The 16485-nt window shown below is 73.3% G+C and carries 11 protein-coding genes; 6 read left to right on the top strand and 5 right to left on the bottom strand.

Translation table 11 applies throughout. The annotated features are described in order from the left end of the window. Both F593_RS0116810 and F593_RS30420 read right to left on the bottom strand, forming a co-directional pair. On the bottom strand, positions 1 to 493 hold a 493-nt coding region (locus tag F593_RS0116810; RefSeq protein WP_028721765.1), incomplete at its 3' end, for an NAD-dependent epimerase/dehydratase family protein. 106 nt (positions 494 to 599) lie between these two features. Beyond that, the gene (locus F593_RS30420; protein ID WP_022929917.1) at positions 600 to 776 is read right to left on the bottom strand and encodes a hypothetical protein; all 177 of its coding nucleotides are present in this window, start codon (positions 774 to 776) and stop codon (positions 600 to 602) included. A gap of 483 nt (positions 777 to 1259) precedes the next feature. Between F593_RS30420 and F593_RS0116800 the strand changes: the two genes are divergently transcribed. Continuing rightward, a complete protein-coding gene (locus F593_RS0116800; RefSeq protein ID WP_022929916.1) occupies positions 1260 to 1796 on the top strand; it encodes a ferritin in 537 nt (178 codons plus the stop codon). Positions 1797 to 1810: 14 nt separating this feature from the next. Continuing rightward, positions 1811 to 3388 carry a glycosyltransferase family 39 protein gene (locus F593_RS0116795; RefSeq protein ID WP_022929915.1) on the top strand — a complete coding sequence of 526 codons (1578 nt, stop codon included), beginning with the start codon at positions 1811 to 1813 and terminating at the stop codon, positions 3386 to 3388. Positions 3389 to 3401: 13 nt separating this feature from the next. Here F593_RS0116795 and F593_RS0116790 read toward each other — a convergent pair whose 3' ends face one another. Together F593_RS0116790 and F593_RS26080 are read right to left on the bottom strand one after the other, a co-directional pair. Continuing rightward, positions 3402 to 4211, bottom strand: coding sequence for a hypothetical protein (locus F593_RS0116790; RefSeq protein WP_022929914.1), 810 nt, complete (start codon positions 4209 to 4211; stop codon positions 3402 to 3404). Positions 4212 to 4282: 71 nt separating this feature from the next. Beyond that, entirely contained in the window at positions 4283 to 8509 is a 4227-nt protein-coding gene (locus F593_RS26080; RefSeq protein WP_022929913.1) for a phosphodiester glycosidase family protein, read from the bottom strand. A gap of 382 nt (positions 8510 to 8891) precedes the next feature. Between F593_RS26080 and F593_RS0116780 the strand changes: the two genes are divergently transcribed. After that, the gene (locus F593_RS0116780) at positions 8892 to 10466 is read left to right on the top strand and encodes an acyl-CoA carboxylase subunit beta (RefSeq protein ID WP_022929912.1); all 1575 of its coding nucleotides are present in this window, start codon (positions 8892 to 8894) and stop codon (positions 10464 to 10466) included. A 326-nt stretch (positions 10467 to 10792) separates the two neighbouring features. Here F593_RS0116780 and F593_RS0116775 read toward each other — a convergent pair whose 3' ends face one another. Then, positions 10793 to 11797, bottom strand: coding sequence for a type IV toxin-antitoxin system AbiEi family antitoxin domain-containing protein (locus tag F593_RS0116775; protein WP_033207950.1), 1005 nt, complete (start codon positions 11795 to 11797; stop codon positions 10793 to 10795). Between the two features lie 299 nt (positions 11798 to 12096). On the opposite strand from F593_RS0116775, the gene F593_RS0116770 reads away from it, so the two are divergent. The 3 genes from F593_RS0116770 (at position 12097) to F593_RS0116755 (ending at position 16385) form a co-directional block, all read left to right on the top strand. Continuing rightward, positions 12097 to 12852 (top strand): DUF6882 domain-containing protein, encoded by a 756-nt coding sequence (locus F593_RS0116770; RefSeq protein ID WP_022929910.1) that lies wholly within the window; start codon positions 12097 to 12099, stop codon positions 12850 to 12852. 219 nt (positions 12853 to 13071) lie between these two features. Further along, complete coding sequence (locus tag F593_RS0116765; RefSeq protein ID WP_022929909.1) at positions 13072 to 14370, top strand: O-acetylhomoserine aminocarboxypropyltransferase/cysteine synthase family protein; 1299 nt, start codon at positions 13072 to 13074, stop codon at positions 14368 to 14370. Positions 14371 to 15059: 689 nt separating this feature from the next. Next, positions 15060 to 16385 (top strand): SGNH/GDSL hydrolase family protein, encoded by a 1326-nt coding sequence (locus F593_RS0116755; protein WP_022929907.1) that lies wholly within the window; start codon positions 15060 to 15062, stop codon positions 16383 to 16385. Positions 16386 to 16485: the final 100 nt, after the last annotated feature.

Below are 16485 nucleotides of genomic sequence, written 5' to 3'. Positions count from 1 at the left end.
CGCCCTGCTGGCGGTGGTAGGCCATCGTGAGCGCCTCGGCGTAGCGCTTGGCCTCGTCGTAGACGCCGCGCGGGCCGATCGGGTTGACGTGGCCCCAGTAGGACTCGTCCTGCGGATGGACCTTCGGGTCGCCGTAGACCTCGGAGGTGGAGAAGAGGAGGAAGCGGGCGCGGTGCTTCTTGGCCAGGCCGAGGGCGTGGTGGGTGCCGTAGGAGCCGACCTTCAGCGTGTGCAGCGGCAGGCGCAGGTAGTCGATCGGCGACGCGGGCGACGCGGCGTGGTAGACGAAGTCGACGGGCTCGTCGACGTAGAACGGCTCGACGATGTCCAGCTGCCGGAACTCGAACTCCGAGCCGCGGATGTGCTCGATGTTGTTCAGCGATCCGGTCTCGAGGTTGTCGGTGCAGATCACCCGGTGCCCGCGCGAGAGGAGCTCATCGCACAGGTGAGACCCAAGGAACCCGGCACCGCCGGTGACAAGACACGTGGCCATCGGCCCAGCCTAGCGACGGGGTCCCGATGGGACGGTCGTCGCCGGCGGCGAGGCCGGCCGGGGCTGGGGGTGCCGGAGGGCTGCGCGCCGGGGCGCCGGGGGGGTGCTACCGGCGGGCGGCCTTGAACTTCTTGCCGGGAATCTTCTTCGCCGGCTCGTAGGTGCGCTTGTCGATCCGCACGGCGAGCCCCTCGGTCTCGAGCCGCTTCCACACGACCGGGCACTTCTTGCACCGCGGGCCGCTCTTGCAGCACTTCTTCTTCACGGTGAGCTGGTCGGCCATTCCCTGATCACCGTACCCCGCGGGGGAAGGCGCCACGCGGGGATGGGGCGCAGCGGGGCGGCGCGTGGGGTGTCGTCGCCACGGGCGGCGGTGCGCGGGTTGCCGTGGCCACAGGGGCCGGGCGGTCAGGCGTGGCGGGGGCGAGGTCGTGAGTGCCGCATCCGAACCGCACACGCATCGCGGGGCTATGTCGTGAGGAGCATGGAATATGTCCTGAGGGACATACCGCCGCAGCGCGTGTGCGCTTCGGGCGCGGTCGAGCCGTGCAGCCGGTCCTCTGCGTCACGTTTTCGCGGCCGCCAACGGCGCTGCTTCAGGAGTTGCCGGCACGCGGGCGTTTTCTCCGCAGATGGCTTCTGGGCCGGAACACGTGACGCACTGGGCTGCCCCACCCAGGGCCGCCGCAGGGCCGGAGGCCTCCCGCCTCGCCTCGCCCGCCCCGCCCCGCTTCGCCGTCTGCCGCCCCCCAAGTACAGTGGCCGCATGCCCGCCCCCGCCTTCGTCGACGCGCTCAACGCGCAGATCGCGAACGAGTTCGCCGCGAGCCAGCAGTACGTGGCGGTCGCCGTCCACTACGACCAGCTCACGCTGCCGCGCCTCGCCGCGTTCTTCTACGCCCAGGCCGTCGAGGAGCGCGGGCACGCGATGAAGATGGTCCAGTACCTCATGGACCAGGACGCCGACGTCGTGATCCCGGCCGTCAACGGGCCGCGCAACGGGTTCGCCGACATCGTCGAGCCGGTGCAGATCGCGCTGGAGCAGGAGCGCGAGGTCACGAACCAGATCAGCCGCCTGGCCGGCATCGCGCGCGAGACGGGCGACTACCAGTCCGAGCAGTTCATCCAGTGGTTCCTGAAGGAGCAGGTGGAGGAGGTCTCCACGATGAGCGACCTCCTCACCACCGTCACGCGCTCGCAGGCCAACCCGCTGTGGGTCGAGGAGTTCCTCGCCCGCGAGTCGTTCGGCGGCGACGACGGCGTCGAGGCCGGCGCGCCCCCGACCGCCGGCGGCGACCTCTGAGCACCCGAGGCCCCATGGGCGGCGCGGACGACGTCCGGCCGCAGGGGCACGGCGACGCGGTGCCGGCGCAGGGCTCCCACCGTCGCGAGCTCCTCGCCGTCGGCGCACTCGTCCTCGTCGCGCTCCTGCTCCGCTTGCCGACGGCGGGCGTCCAGAGCTTCTGGCTCGACGAGGTCTACTCCGGGCGGATCGTCGACGGCACGCTCGGCCACGCCTGGTCGACGATCCAGAAGACGGAGAACACCCCGCCGCTCTTCTACCTGCTCGATTGGCTGTGGACGCGCGTGTTCGGCGTGAGCGAGTTCGGACTCCGCTCCCTCTCCGCCGTGGCCGGCGCCCTCGCGGTGGTGCCGGTCGTCGCGCTGACGCGGCGGCTCGGACGGGATTCCGCCGCCGTTCCTCCCGCGGCCGTGGCCCTCGTCGCCGGTGCGCTCGTCGCGATCAACCCGTTGGCGCAGTGGTTCTCGCAGGAGGCGCGCTCCTACGCGCTGCTGATCCTGTTCGCCGCCGCGGCGTGGGCGGCGCTCTTGGCCGCGATGGACGCGCCGTCGCGTCGCCACCTGTGGCTGTGGGCGCTCGCCGCCGTCGCCGCGACCTGGACGCACTACTTCGGGGGTCTGCTGCTCGTCGTCGGCTGGGGCGCGCTCGCGCTGTTGGCCGTGCGCGGGCCGATGGCCGGGTTCGCAGGGCGGGCCGTCCCCGGCCGGCAGGGCCTCGCCGCGCTGCGCCCGCTACTCCCGCCGTTCGTGGCGTCCGTCGTCGCCGCGGCCGTGCTGCTGCCGATCGCCAAGCGCCAGCAGTCGACGGCGATGTACGAGGCGATCTCGAACGTCAAGGGCCTCGGGTCGCGGCTGATCGAGACGCCGAAGCAGTTCGTCGTGGGCTACAACGGACCCGCGGAGTACGTGCTCGGGGCCATCCTCGGCGTGGCCGCCGTGGTCCTCGTGCTCGCCGCCGCCTGGCCGCGCGACGGTCGTCCGACCCGCGGCACCGCCGTGCTCGGCATGGTCGTCGCGATCTGGGTGCTGCCCCTGCTGGGGCTGCTCGCCGGGTTCGACGTGGTCCTGACCCGCAACTACGTCGTCCTGCTGCCTCCGCTCGTCGCACTCGCGGCGCTCGGCGCGTGGCGGCTCGGTCGCCCCGCGCTGATCGCCGTCGGGATCGCCGGCGTGGTGCAGGTCGCGACGATCGTCGCGGTCGCCGTCACCCCCGTCTACCAGCGCGACGACTGGCGCGGCGCGCTCCGGGCCGCGAAGGGTCCCGGGCCCGAGCTGCTGCTGATCTCGCACTACCAGGAGCCCGCGGCCACCTGGTACGAGCCGACCCTCGTGCCCCAGCCCGTCGAGGCCGTGCAGAACGTCCGCACCCTCGCGCTCGTCGACCGCCCCGACGAGGCCGGCGAGCCCGGCCCGCCCGCCGCGCCGGCCCCGGCGCTCCCGCCGCTCGACCCGCGGCTCAAGCTCACACGGATCGAGCGCGACGACCAGTTCCGCGTCTACGTGTGGACCTCGCCCGTCCCGGTGCCGGTCCCGCCCGCCGCGGTGATCGGGCTGCTCGGGCGCAGCGACCGCTCCGTGATCGTTCGGCCGTAGGGCCCGGGCCCGTCTAGCTCGCGCGGCGGCGGCGGACGACCACGAACACCACGGCCGCGAGCGCGATCACGATGGCGCTCGGGAGCACCCAGCCCGGGGCACCGTCGCTCTCGCCCGTCACGTCGGTGAGCTCCTCGGCGGCGGCGCCGCTCGTGCCGTCGGCGGCCGAGGCCTCGCCGCCCTCGGCGCTGTCGGCGCTCTCGCCACCCGTGCCGTCCGCGCCGGCCCCGTCCGCGTCGGCGGTCGTGTCGTCGTCGGCGGCCCCCGCACCGGGCGCGACGCCACCCGACGTCCCGCCGGCCGACGCGCCGCCCGCGTCGGTGGTCGTCCCCGGGTCGGCCGAGGCCTCGTCGCCGTCCGCGCCCGACGCTCCCCCGCCGGCGGTGGCGGCGGGCTCGGGGCCGGGCGGGTTCGCCTCGGCGTTGCTCACGCGCAGGCGCTTGCCCGAGCTGAGCGCCACGACGGCCGAGACGTCCCAGTCGCGCCAGCTGCCGCGACCGGCCGTGGCGACGTCCTGGTGGGCGACGCCCTGGGCGTCGCGGTCCGTCGTGACCTTGAACGTCTTGCCGCCGGACGGGCGGATCCACAGGGTGACCGTGGCCTTCGAGCCGGTGCCCGGGCCGTTCAGCACCGTGGACAGGTCGACGGCCGGCTTGCCCGTCTGCGTCGTCGTCTCGGCCGCCTGGAGCAGCACGGTCACGCCGCCCGTCCCGCCCTCGGCGAGCGTGGTGCCCCCGTGTGCGGCGGCGCCCGAGGCGCCCGCGAGGGAGGCCAGGGCGACCGGGATCGCCACGGCGACGGAGCGGAGGACCGGGATGCGCATGGGACCCATGCTGGCATCGCGGGGCGAAGGGTGCCGCCGCGCCCCGCAGGACGCGGCGGACCCTCGCGGACCTACTTGCTCAGGGTCGTCGTGCGCGCCTTGCGGCCCGCGACGACGGTGATGCTGCGGTCGGCAGAGCCGATCGCGGTGGCGACCCGCACGCGGGTCGCCGTGCTCAGGCGCTTGCCGGCGTTCACCGTCAGCTGCACGCGACCGGTGCGGGTGAGCGTGCGGGTGCGGCCGGCGACGCGGACCGTGGCCTTGACCTTCGACCGCTTGGCCGCCTGCGTGGTCGTCCGGACCGTGCACTGCACGGAGCGGCGACCGTTCGTCAGGCGGCAGGAGACCGCGACGCGCGGGGTGATGCCGCGGGGACCGCGGTCGCCCTTCGCGCCCTTGTCGCCCTTGGAGCCCTTCGGACCCTTGGACCCCTTCGAGCCCTTGTCGCCCTTCGGGCCCTGCGGACCGACCGGACCGACGGGACCGGGGACGCCCGGGGCGCCGTCCGTGCCGTCCTCACCGCGCGGCAGGTCGGTGCTCAGACCGCTCAGCGCGACGCGGTGCGTGCGGTCGGCGGTGTTCGTCTCGAAGACGAGCTCCGCGTTCGACGTGGCGTTGCGGCGGGCCGGGGCGAACCGCACCAGCACCTCGCAGGACGCGCCCGGGGCGATCGTCGTGCCGTCGGCGCACGTCGTGGCCGACAGCAGGAAGTCGCCCGCGGACTGGGCGTCCGTAGCCTCGATCTTCGCACCGCGCAGCTCGAGCGGCTGATCCCCCTCGTTCGTCACCGTCACGACCGACGCCGGGCTGATCGTGCCCGTCGGCTGCTGCGTGAAGACCGGGACGTTGGCCGAGAAGCGCGGGCCGGGGCCGGCGTAGGCCTTGACCTCGATCGTCCGCTCCGCCGTGACCGGGGCCAGCGAGGCCTCGTCCGTGTACTCGCGCATGGAGTCGTTCGTCACGGAGACCTTCAGCGTGCCGGTCTTCAGCCCCGTCAGCTTGCGCGTGACCGGGTCGAGGATGGCCAGCTTGCCGGCCTTGCGCGCGGCGTCCTCCGCGGCCTGACCGCTGCCGATCGCCAGGCCCTCGCCGCCCCACCCGACCGACATCGGGAACCGCAGGGGGACCGTGCGCGTGCCGTTCTGGCGCGTGCCGTTGGGCTGCACGATCGTGCCGGAGAGCTCCGTGGTCGTGCCGACCTCGAGGGACTCCGGGGCGTTCAGGGTGATCGACTGCGCGAACGCCCGCACGTTGGCCGTCAGCCACTGGCCGTCGGCGTCCGCGTCGCGGTCGATCGAGAACGCGAAGTTGCCCGTGAAGCCGCCGCGGTCCGGCGTGCCGTAGGGGCTCTTGCCGACGTCGGGGAGGACGAAGTACGAGACGCCCTCCTCCTGTCGGGCGTGCGCGATCGCGGCGTGCGAGCCGACCATCGACGCGCCCTTCTTGCTGTCCTCACGGAAGTCCGTGAGCATCTTCTTGATCAGCGCGACCTCGTTGCGGTCGTTGAGCTGGCTGGCCTTCGTCTCGGCCGGGTCGTCGACCGGGTGGTGCGCGAAGACGACGACGTTGTCGATCGACGCGTCGTCCTCCGCCGACTTCAGCGCGTCCTCGAACATGCCGAGCTGCGCGAAGTCCGAGCCGCGGAGCGAGCCGAGCGCGCTGTTGAGCAGCACGAACCGCGTGCCCTTGTGGTCGAACGTGCGGTACGGGGCGCCGAACTCGGCCTTCCAGGCGTCGAGCGTGCCCTGACCCGTCGGCGCGTAGGCCTCGTGGTTGCCCGGCACGTAGTAGCAGGGGACCGTGCCCTTGCTGTGGTCGGGCGTGCTGTCGGCGGCGGGCTCCTTGCCGGCCTCGATCAGCTCGCAGCCCCCGTCCTCGAGCACCTTGCGGGCGAGCTTGAGGTCCTCGGGCGCGCCCTTGTCGGTGATGTCGCCGTTCAGGACGACCAGGTCGGGCTTGCGGGCACGGATGCGCTTCATCGCGGCGACACCGGACGCGGCGAGCGTCGGGTCCGCGGCGGTGAACTGGACGTCGGACATCGTCTCGAAGTGCCAGTCCTCCTCACCGTTCGTGCTGCCGTCGGGCGAGACGAGGTCGTTCGGGCGCAGCGGCTCCTCGGCGGGGATCTCCACGTCGGGCGCGTAGTCGTACTCCACGCGGTCGAGCACGATCGCGCCGGCCTTCTGGCGGGCCGTGTTCGTCTCGACGACCTGGAACTGCGTGACCTTGACCGGGAACTTCGTGTCGCTCGGGAGCGTCCACACCATGTCGTTCCAGCCGGCCTTCACGCCGGGCGACAGCTGCGCCTTGCTGGCGCCCTCGCCGTCGATCCACGTCATGTTGGAGTACTCCGTGGCGTTCTCCGACCACACGCGCCAGCGGATCCGCAGCGGCTGACCCGGGACGTTCAGCGGCTTCGCGGCGGCGTTGCGGGTCACGCCCATGTTGCGCTGCAGCGCGTAGTCCAGGCGCAGGCCCTCCGGGGCCAGGGAGAGCTTCTTCTCGAACCCGGTGGTGCCGTTCGGCGTCCAGGCGGAGACCTCGGCCGGGTCGTCGAACTCGTGGAGCGTCTCGGTCTCGACGCCGACGGTCGTCGGCAGCTTCACCGTCTCGCCGCCCACCTTGAGCGTGATGAGCGTGCCGCCCTTGGCCACCGGGGTGACGCGCAGCGCGTCGCCCTGCGGCTGGACCTTCACCACGTTCGCGTCGAAGTCCAGGTCCAGGTCGGCGGCTTCGATCGGCGCGGAGAACCCGTGCGCGTCGCGGCCCGTGACCTTCAGCGTGACCGGGGCGGTCGCGACGTCCGGGATCGACAGGCGGCGGCTCGAGAGCTCGAGCGTGCGCAGCTTGCCGAGCACGCGGATCTTCGCGTCCGTACGCGCGGTGTCGGTGGTCGCGCGGACCGTGACCGCACGCGCGGCCGAGGCCGGCGCGCGGAACGCCCCGTTGTCGACGCTGCCCTCCGTGGCGGACCAGCGGACGTCGCCGCGGTCGAGCTCCACCGGGACCTGGTGGTTGTCGACCGCCGCCACCTTCAGCGTGCGGTGGAGGCCCGGGAAGACCTTCGCCTTGTCGCCGCTCGGGGTGACGACGAGGTCCTCGACCCGGCCGTTCCCGGGGGTGACGAAGACGCCGACGCCGTTGGGGTCGGCGCGCTCGTTGCCGTCGGACGGGGTGTTGCGGACCGTGGCGTCGAACGCGCCGAGGCCGCGGCCGACCATCGTGGTGGAGCCGCCGCCGTCGAGGTTGACGGCCGTCTCGGCGCCGAGCTCGTGCATCATCGTCGCGACCTGCGGCAGCGTCGCGCCGGCCTTGCCGGTGCCGCCGACGCCGTCGACGGTCATGAGGATCATCGTCCGGCCGCCGTTCTTGAACCCGATGGCGGTGCGCGGGGCCACGGCCGCACCGGACGCGCCGGCGTTGGCCTCGGCGTCCGGGACGGTCGCGCCGCCGCGGACGAGCTGCGCGTCGGTCCCGACCGCGAACTTGAAGCGGTCCTCCATCTCCGGGCTGACCGCGTAGCTCAGCGCGACGGCGTCGCCGACCTGCAGAGTGCGCAGCGTGGTCGCCTGGCCCTCGCGGCCGACGAGCGCGGTGGTCCCCTCGGGCAGCGTGCCCTTGCCGGCGCCGGGCTCCGTGGCGGCCTTGACGACCTTGCCGTCGGCGACCCAGACCTCGGCGACGCTCTCCACGGGCGGCTTGCCGCCCAGGTTCGCCTGGCGGTCGTAGGCGCCCCAGTCCGACGTGTAGGCGCCGATGGTGTTCGTGTCGACGCCGACCTTGTTGTAGCCCGCGATCGGGTGGTCGGTCCCACCGAAGGTGGCCTTGGCCGACAGCGCCAGGTTCATCAGGCGGCCGATGCCGCCCTGCGTCACGCCGACGGACTGGCCGTTCGTGCGCGTGCCGCTCTTGCGGAGGTTGCCGCCGGCGATCTCGAAGCCCAGCGAGGCCCCGGAGTTGCCGATGTCGAAGAAGTCGCCGTTCACGCCGGCGACCGCGCCGGCAGCGTTGGCCTGCTTGGAGAGCGCCGAGCCCTGAGCGATCTTCTCCGCATGCAGGAGGTCGGTCGTGACCGCGGGGTTGGCGAGGTCGACGGTCAGCACCTGACGGTCGACCCAGCCCGTGGCGGCCAGGTAGTGCTCGTGGGCCAGCTCGATGCCGGGGCCGAGGGGCTCCCGGTCGTCCACGAGGGACAGCGGCTGGGCGGCGTGGGCCGCTGAGGGCAGGGCGACGGCGACCGCGAAGGCGGCCGCGGGGGCGCGCCAACGACGGCGCGCAGGGGTACGGGGTCCGGACACCGGAACTCCTGTGGGGTAGGGGGAACGGCCGCCTGGTGCGGGGTCGCGGGCGTCCTGGTGGGTGCCGTCCGCGGGTCGCACCCACGCACCGGGGGGACCGGCGCGAGGCGACCGGGTCACTCTCCGTCCTTGTACGCCGCAAACATGTTGCGCGGCTGTCACGGGGTGGTGAAGAAGGGTGAACAGGGGCGGCGGGGCTGTTCACCGGGCGTCTCGGGCGGCCGTCGGCCGGGGTGCGTCGCGCCGGTCGCTACGACCGCCCTACGCGCACGTAGACCGCGGACCCCGTCCACCCGGCCCGGCCCCGGAGTCCTACCGCCGGTCCGATCCGGACCCGCCGCGCGGCACATCGTTCCCCCGCGCGGATAGCATCCCCGGCCTCATGAGCCAGCGTCTGCAATCGCCCGAGACCTTCGAGGACAAGCTCGAGCTGCTCCGCGACCTCCGCAACCAGGCGATCCACTCCGCCTCGGAGAAGGCCGTCGAGAAGCAGCACGCCAAGGGCAAGTACACGGCGCGCGAGCGGATCGAGAAGCTGCTCGACGAGGGCTCCTTCCAGGAGCTCGACACGTTCGTGCGGCACCGCACCTACGACTTCGACATGCAGAAGCAGCGGGCGTGGGGCGACGCGGTCGTCACGGGCCACGGCACGATCGACGGCCGTCCCGTCGCCGTCTTCTCGCAGGACTTCACCGTCTTCGGCGGCTCGCTCGGCGAGGTCATGAGCGAGAAGATGTGCAAGGTCATGGACCTGGCCGCCAAGATCGGCTGCCCCGTCATCGGCATCAATGACTCCGGTGGGGCGCGGATCCAGGAGGGCGTCGTCTCGCTCGGCGCCTACGGCGACGTCTTCCAGCGCAACGTGAACTCCTCCGGCGTGATCCCGCAGATCTCGCTCATCATGGGGCCGTGCGCGGGCGGCGCGGTCTACTCGCCGGCGATCACGGACTTCATCGGGATGGTCAAGGAGACCTCCCACATGTTCATCACCGGCCCCGACGTCATCAAGACGGTGACGGGCGAGGAGGTCGGGATGGAGGAGCTCGGCGGCGCGATGTCGCACTCCTCGAAGTCGGGCGTGGCGCACTTCGCGTTCGACGACGAGGACCACGCGCTCGAGGAGACGCGCTACCTCCTCTCGTTCCTGCCGCAGAACAACCTCGAGACGACCCCGGTCGTGCCGACGGACGACCCGGGCGACCGCGAGGAGCTCGCGCTGAACGACGCGGTCCCGGCGAACCCGAACAAGCCGTACGACATGCGCGAGGTCATCAAGCTCGTCACGGACGACGGGGAGTTCTTCGAGGTCCACGAGAACTTCGCGAAGAACATCCTCGTCGGTTTCGGCCGCATCGAGGGTCACGCGGTCGGCGTCGTCGGCAACCAGCCCAACCAGATGGCCGGCGTCCTCGACATCGAGGCGTCCGAGAAGGCCGCGCGCTTCATCCGCACCTGCGACGCCTTCAACATCCCCCTGATCACGTTCTGCGACGTCCCGGGCTTCCTCCCGGGCACCTCGCAGGAGTGGGACGGCATCATCCGCCACGGCGCCAAGATGCTCTACGCCTACGCCGAGGCGACCGTCCCCAAGGTCACGGTCATCACCCGCAAGGCCTACGGCGGCGCCTACGACGTCATGGCCTCCAAGCACCTGGGCTCGGACTTCAACTTCGCCTGGCCCCAGGCCGAGGTCGCCGTCATGGGCGCCGAGGGCGCGGTCAACATCATCTACCGCCGCGACATCGCCGGCTCCCCCACCCCTGAGGACCGCCGCAAGGTCCTGATGGACGACTACAAGGCCCGCTTCGCCAACCCCTACGTGGCCGCCGAGCGCGGTTACATCGACGATGTCATCGAGCCCTCGATGACGCGGGTGAAGGTGGCGGGGGCGCTGCGGGTGCTGCGGACGAAGCGGGTCGCGCTGCCGAAGCGGAAGCACGGGAACATCCCGCTGTAGGGGGTTGGGGCGGGTCTGCGGGGCGTGGCGGCTCCGGGTGGCGGCGTCGCTTCGGTTGGCGGGGCGCCCCCGGGTGGCGGGCTGGCTCTGGGTGGCCGGGCGTTTCCGGTGGCGGGCCGCGGCCGTGGCTCGCGGGCCGGGCCCGGATGGCGGGAAGGCGTCGGGTGGCGTGGCGCCGGGCGGGGCGGTCAAGGGTGGCGGGGCGCGTCTGTGTTGTGGTTTGCCACCTCAGAGGTGGCAAACCACAACACAGAGGGGCTCGCGCTGGAACGGGGCGACGCGCTCGCCCCGGCCTCCGCCCCCTCGCCCGAGCGCGGTCCCCCCGGTCACCCGGCTCGTCGCCGCTCGAGCAGGCGGCGCAGGCGGGCTGCGGTCCGCCGGGCATTGGTGGTCACGTCGTCCCGTAGGAGCCTCACGGTTGTGTAGCCCGTCAGGGCGAGGTCGAAGTCGCGGGTACGGTCGTCGCGGAAGGCTCCCGCGTGTCCGTGGGTGCCCCAGTCGTCCAGTTCGGCCACCACGGCAGCGGAGCGCCAGAGCAGGTCGGCTTCGTAGATCGAGCCATCGACCTCCACCAACGCGTTCGACTCCGGGGTCGGAAGCTCGAACCGGGCGCACATCCGCAGGGCGGCGCGTTCGAGCTCGCTCCGGGTGCGACCTGTGAGGACGGCGCGATGCCGTGCGAGCAGGACGCGGATAGTGGGGGTTCCGGGCCGGTCGCGATGGCGGCCGAGCTCCTCTTCGATGGCCCGGGGCCGCAGGGCCCGCCGGCTGGCCATCGTGCTCCAGGCGCGCTCGGTCGCGACCGGTCCGTCGAGGGCCGCCAGGTCCACGAGCGTCCTCGGGACCGTGGTGCAAGGCACGCCGTCCCGGGAGGTGGTGCTCGCGTGCAGCGACGTGGAGTGGTGCAGCACGAGCCCCGGTCGGCCGTGGACGGGGAAGGGGGTGGTGACGTGCACCGGCCCGGTCGACACCGGCAGCATGCCGTGGAGGATCGCGGCGGAGCGATGACTCACGACTGAGCCGTCGGGGGAGGCGAGAATCGCGGCCGAGAGCCGGCCGGGAAACGACAGCGGCGCGGCCCCTACGGCGTAGGTGCCACGGTGAACGACGCGGAGGGTCCCCCGCCGGAGCCGCCCGTCGATTTGTCGGCCGGAGATTCCGGCGCGCAGGAGCTGGCGGCGGCTGACGACATCGTCCTGGCGGGCGGCGAACCAGCGGATCAGCTCGTCGGGCAGGAGCCCGCACGGCGGGGACGGGGACGGGGCGGCGGGCACGGGGTGGACGGCATTCGGTCTGGCGGCGTCCTGAACCCGAGTGGCGTGCGGCCGCACGGGCTGCCGAAAACCGTGTTGGGGCAGAGCGACACCCTGACCCAGATCTCGTCACCCGTGGGTGTCGCACCGTGCCGGTTCCGCTGCGGACCCGCGTCGAAACCGCGGAGTCGCTGGCCATTCCCTAGCTTCCGTGGAAGGCTGCCCCCGTGTGGTTCCGTAGGAAGTCCCGGCCTGCCCACGAGGATTCGTCCGCGGGCGCTCCGGTGCCCCAGCGCACCCCCATGGACGGGGTCGGCGGAGGCGCACCCCCCGCCGCCCGACCGCCCGAAACGCCCTCTCTCGACGCCCGTTCCCCCGTGGAGTCTCCGTCCGCGCTCGCGTGGCGCTCCCTCGTCACCGGTGCCGCCCTGCCGGCGATGCTGGTCCAGGCGCGGTTCGAGGACGAGGTGCTCAGCCATCCCGCACGCGAGGGGTCGGAGCGTTGGGGGTTCGACGTGGAGCGGTGCGCGCTGGACCTCGGAAGCGGCGGAGAGTTCTACGCCGGGATCCTGGGGACGATGGCCGAGGCCGACGGCTCGTGGCTGTGGGCGTGGGCCAACCCGTCGTTGTCGGGGGACGTCGTCGAGCTGGCGACCGCCGTCCGCGACCGCGTCGCCGAGTGGGGTCAGCCGACGCCCCTGGACGACGACGTCAACCGCGATGTCGGCGTGCTCGAGGCCGCGGTCGTCGGGGCGTGGTTCAGCACCTCCGAGGGCTATTACGTCGTTCCCGCCGGCGAGGGCGCGACGCTGGTGCTGCTGGTCCAGGACGAGGAGCTGGGCAAGCGGCGCATCCCGTACGAGCGGTTCCCGATGGTCGTGATGCGGATCATCTCCGAGCTGCCGGTCGAGCATCGGATGCTCATCGAGGAGTGGCGGGAGTCCGAGCCGGCCGGCGCACGGTTCTCGGATGAGACCGACGGGTCGGTCGTCGTGGCCTTCGAGGACCTGCCTGCGGGGCCGGACGGGCGCCCGGATCCGGCGGAGGGCGCGCGGTTCCGCGTCGAGTTCGACCACCTGGAACGCATCGCCGGGATCACCGGCACGGTCGGCCCCGGGGACGGAGCCCCGTGACAGGCGAGCCCGGGCCGCACGCCCGATCCGGGCCTTCGGGGGTTGCAGCTGGACCCCTGGGACCCGCGGTACCTAAACCTGACCCGGGTTTGGGTATTTCACGCGACCTGCGGTAGGGTCGGCCACCCGCGCCGTTCGTGCGGGACGGCGGGCGGCGCCCGGGTACCGGAGCACCGCCAGGACGGCGAGCCCCCGCACCACGCAACCCACGGAGACCCCATGACCGACGAGCAGCCGCAGTACCGCCCCGAGACGATCGCCCTGCACGGTGGACAGGAGGCCGATCCGGCGACGAACGCGCGGGCGGTGCCGATCTACCAGACGACGTCGTACGTGTTCGACGACGTGCAGCACGGCGCGGATCTGTTCGCGCTGAAGACGCCGGGCAACATCTACTCGCGGATCATGAACCCGACGTGGGACGTGCTCGAGCAGCGCCTCGCGCAGCTCGAAGGCGGGCAGGCCGCGCTCGTCACGGCCTCCGGCCAGGCCGCCGTCACCTACGCGGTGCTCAACATCGCGAACGCCGGCGACAACATCATCTCGGTGTCGCAGCTCTACGGCGGCACGTACAACCTCTTCGCGCACACCCTGCCGCAGTACGGCATCGAGGTCCGCTTCGCCGACGCGGACGACCCCGACGCCGTCGCCCGCCTGGCCGACGATCGCACGAAGCTCGTCTTCGGCGAGACGATCGGCAACCCCAAGCTGAACGTCCTCGACGTGCCGAAGTGGGCCGACGCCGCGCACGCCGCCGGCCTGCCGCTCATCGTCGACAACACCGTCGCCACGCCCGTCGGCGCCCGGCTGATCGACGACGGGGTCGACGTCATCGTCCACTCCTTGACGAAGTTCCTGGGCGGCCATGGCACCTCCATCGGCGGCGCGATCGTCGACTCGGGCAACTTCGACTGGGCGGCGCACTCCGACCGCTTCCCCGGCCTGACGAAGCCCGACCCGAGCTACCACGGGGTCGTCTGGACGGACGCCGCCGGGCCGATCGCCTACGTGCTGCGCGCCCGCACCGTCCTGCTGCGCAACACGGGTGCGGCGCTCTCCCCGTTCAACGCGTTCCTGATCCTGCAGGGCGTCGAGACCCTCGGCATCCGCATGGAGCGCCACAACCAGAACGCGCTCGCGGTGGCGAAGCACCTCGAGGGCCACGAGGGCGTGGCGTGGGTGAACTACCCGGGCCTGCCCAACAACGCGTACCACGAGGTCGCCGGGCGGGTCCTCCGCGGCGGGGGCGGCGCGCTGGTCTCGTTCGGGGTGAAGGGCGGCTTCGACGCGGGCAAGACGTTCATCGAGGCGCTGGGACTGTTCAGCCACCTCGCGAACATCGGTGACGCGAAGTCGCTGGCGATCCACAACGCCTCCACGACCCACTCGCAGCTCAACGAGGACGAGCTGAGCTCGGCCGGCGTCGGCCCCGACGCGATCCGGCTCTCCGTCGGCATCGAGCACATCGACGACCTGATCGCGGACATCGACCAGGCGCTCGCGAAGTCCCAGGGCTGAGCCGCGGCGGGCGGGTGCACGACGGCGCCCGCGCCCGCCCGCCGGCGTCACCGCTGGGCCGGGGTCGGCCGGACGGGGGTTGGTAGTGACAGGGCGGGCCCTGGTGGGCCGGGCGGGCCCTGGTGAGCCGGGCGGCCCGAGGTGAGCCGGGCGGGCCGACGGCCCCTGGTCCCGAACCCCGCCCACCCGGCGCGTCGTGTGATGGCCGTCACTATGGTGGGACGATGCCGTCCCCGTCGTCCCCCTCCGGTCCGGCGTGCCCACCGCGTCCGGCCGCCCGCCTCACTCGCACGGCGGCCCTGTCGCTGGCGACCGTGACCGCCGTCGTCGCGATCACCGCCCCGTCGGCTGCGGCCCAGACGGCGGCCACCGACGAACCAGGCGCCCAGGCGCCGGCCAGGGCTCTCGCGGCCCAAGGGGCGCCCGGGAGTCGGGCAGCCCTCACGCCCGCCGCCCGGTCGTCGCCGGTTAGCGCATCCACCGTCCGGACCCCGACCTCCAACAGCGCCCCCTCACGCCCCGCCGCCTCACCCTCGGCCTCCACGACCCTCCTCATCGCCAAGCGCCGCACCCCGCGCCGCACGGCTCCGCGCGGCCGCAAGCCCCGCGCCACACCGCTCGTCGGCGCGGTCCGGCTGCGGTGGAAGCGGCCCGCGGGCGTCCGCGTCACCCGCATCGAGCGGCGCGACGTGACCGCCGGGCAGAAGCACTGGCGGGTCGCTGCGACCACCCGGTCGACGGCGCGGACCATCAAGCGCCTGCGGGCGGGCAACGCGTACCGGTTCCGGTTGCGGTTCCGGGGTGCGAACGGGCGGTACGGGCGGCCGGGGCGGTCCGTGCTCGTGCGTCCGAAGGCCCGGCCGCCGGTCGGGAGCACGCCCGCGCCGGGGGCTCCCGGGCGCGTGACCGACCTGCGGGCCCGGCCGGCCGCGAACGGCGGGATCGCCCTGTCCTGGTCCGCCGCGGCGCGCGCCACGGGCTACGTCGTGCAGCGGGTCGACGTCTCGACGGGGCAGGCCGACGCGCTCGCCGACGTCTCACCGACGACCACCCGCGTCGACGCACCCCCGGCCGAGCTCGCCGGGCGGTGGCTGCGCTACCGGGTGATCGCCCGCGCCGGGGCCGTCGCGGCCGAGGCGTCGCCGCCGGCCGAGGCCCGCGCCGTCGGGCTCCCCGGGTACGTTGCGTACTACGCGCTCGGCGACTCCTACGCCGCCGGCACCGGCCTGGGGCAGCCCTACGACGACCAGCAGTGCGCGCGGTCGAACCGCATGTGGGGCGCGCTGATCCCGCGCAGTCTCGTGCCGCAGCCGGCGCTGATCGCCTGCAGCGGGGCGCAGACCGTCGACGTGCGGCTGTCGGACGCAGGCGGAGAGCCGCAGCACCCCGACCTGGGCGGGACGCAGCTCGACCTCGTCCGCCGCGGGCTGGAAGCCCGGCCGGGCCCGACGCTCGTCACCCTGTCGATCGGTGGCAACGACGCGCAGTTCGTGCCCCAGTTCACGCGCTGCGTCGTCGGCGACTGCACGGCGGACCGCGAGACGGAGACCGCGCTCATCCGCGGCAAGGTCCGACGCGACCTCGACGCGACGTTCGCCCAGCTGCGCCGCACCGCGCCCGGGGCCGACGTGCTCGTCGCCGGCTACCCGCGGCTGTTCTCGGAGGACGCGGTCCCCCGCGACCCGGTCTTCGCCCTCTCCCTCACGCAGGCGGAGCGCAAGCTCGCCAACGAGTGGGCGGAGCAGGTCAACACGGAGGTCAACCAGAGCGCCCGGGCGCACGGCCTGCACCCCGTGACGGACGAGGTGATGGCCGCGTTCGTCGGCCACGGCGCGGGCGGCGCCGACCCGTGGATCAACCCCGTGCTGCCCGCCGACCCGGCGACGCCCCCGGGCACCACCCCCGCGGTCCCGGCCACGGCCTCCATCCACCCCAACGCACCGGGCAACCAGGCCTACGCCGACGTGATGACCGCGGCGCTCCAGGCCTACGCCGCCGAGGTGCGCGTGCGCTGAGCCGCCCGGCGCCGCACCCGTCCCGTCCCGTCCCGTCCGTCCGTCCCGCCCCGCCCCGTCCCGCCCCATGCCGCCGCCGCCCGTGCCACTGATCGCCGCC

It is taken from the genome of Patulibacter americanus DSM 16676 (assembly GCF_000420025.1).
In the GTDB taxonomy this organism is placed as follows: Bacteria; Actinomycetota; Thermoleophilia; order Solirubrobacterales; family Solirubrobacteraceae; genus Patulibacter; species Patulibacter americanus.
Note: the sequence above shows the minus strand (reverse complement) of the source record. Positions and strands in the feature narration are given on the sequence as shown.

What these genes read in the sequence shown, in the direction of transcription:
- F593_RS0116765 (WP_022929909.1), top strand. Translation starts at nt 13,072, where the DNA reads ATGACCGACGAGCAGCCGCAGTACCGCCCCGAGACGATCGCCCTGCAC.
- F593_RS0116780 (WP_022929912.1), top strand. Translation starts at nt 8,892, where the DNA reads ATGAGCCAGCGTCTGCAATCGCCCGAGACCTTCGAGGACAAGCTCGAG.
- F593_RS0116800 (WP_022929916.1), top strand. Translation starts at nt 1,260, where the DNA reads ATGCCCGCCCCCGCCTTCGTCGACGCGCTCAACGCGCAGATCGCGAAC.
- F593_RS0116790 (WP_022929914.1), bottom strand. Translation starts at nt 4,211, where the DNA reads ATGCGCATCCCGGTCCTCCGCTCCGTCGCCGTGGCGATCCCGGTCGCC.
- F593_RS30420 (WP_022929917.1), bottom strand. Translation starts at nt 776, where the DNA reads ATGGCCGACCAGCTCACCGTGAAGAAGAAGTGCTGCAAGAGCGGCCCG.
- F593_RS0116795 (WP_022929915.1), top strand. Translation starts at nt 1,811, where the DNA reads ATGGGCGGCGCGGACGACGTCCGGCCGCAGGGGCACGGCGACGCGGTG.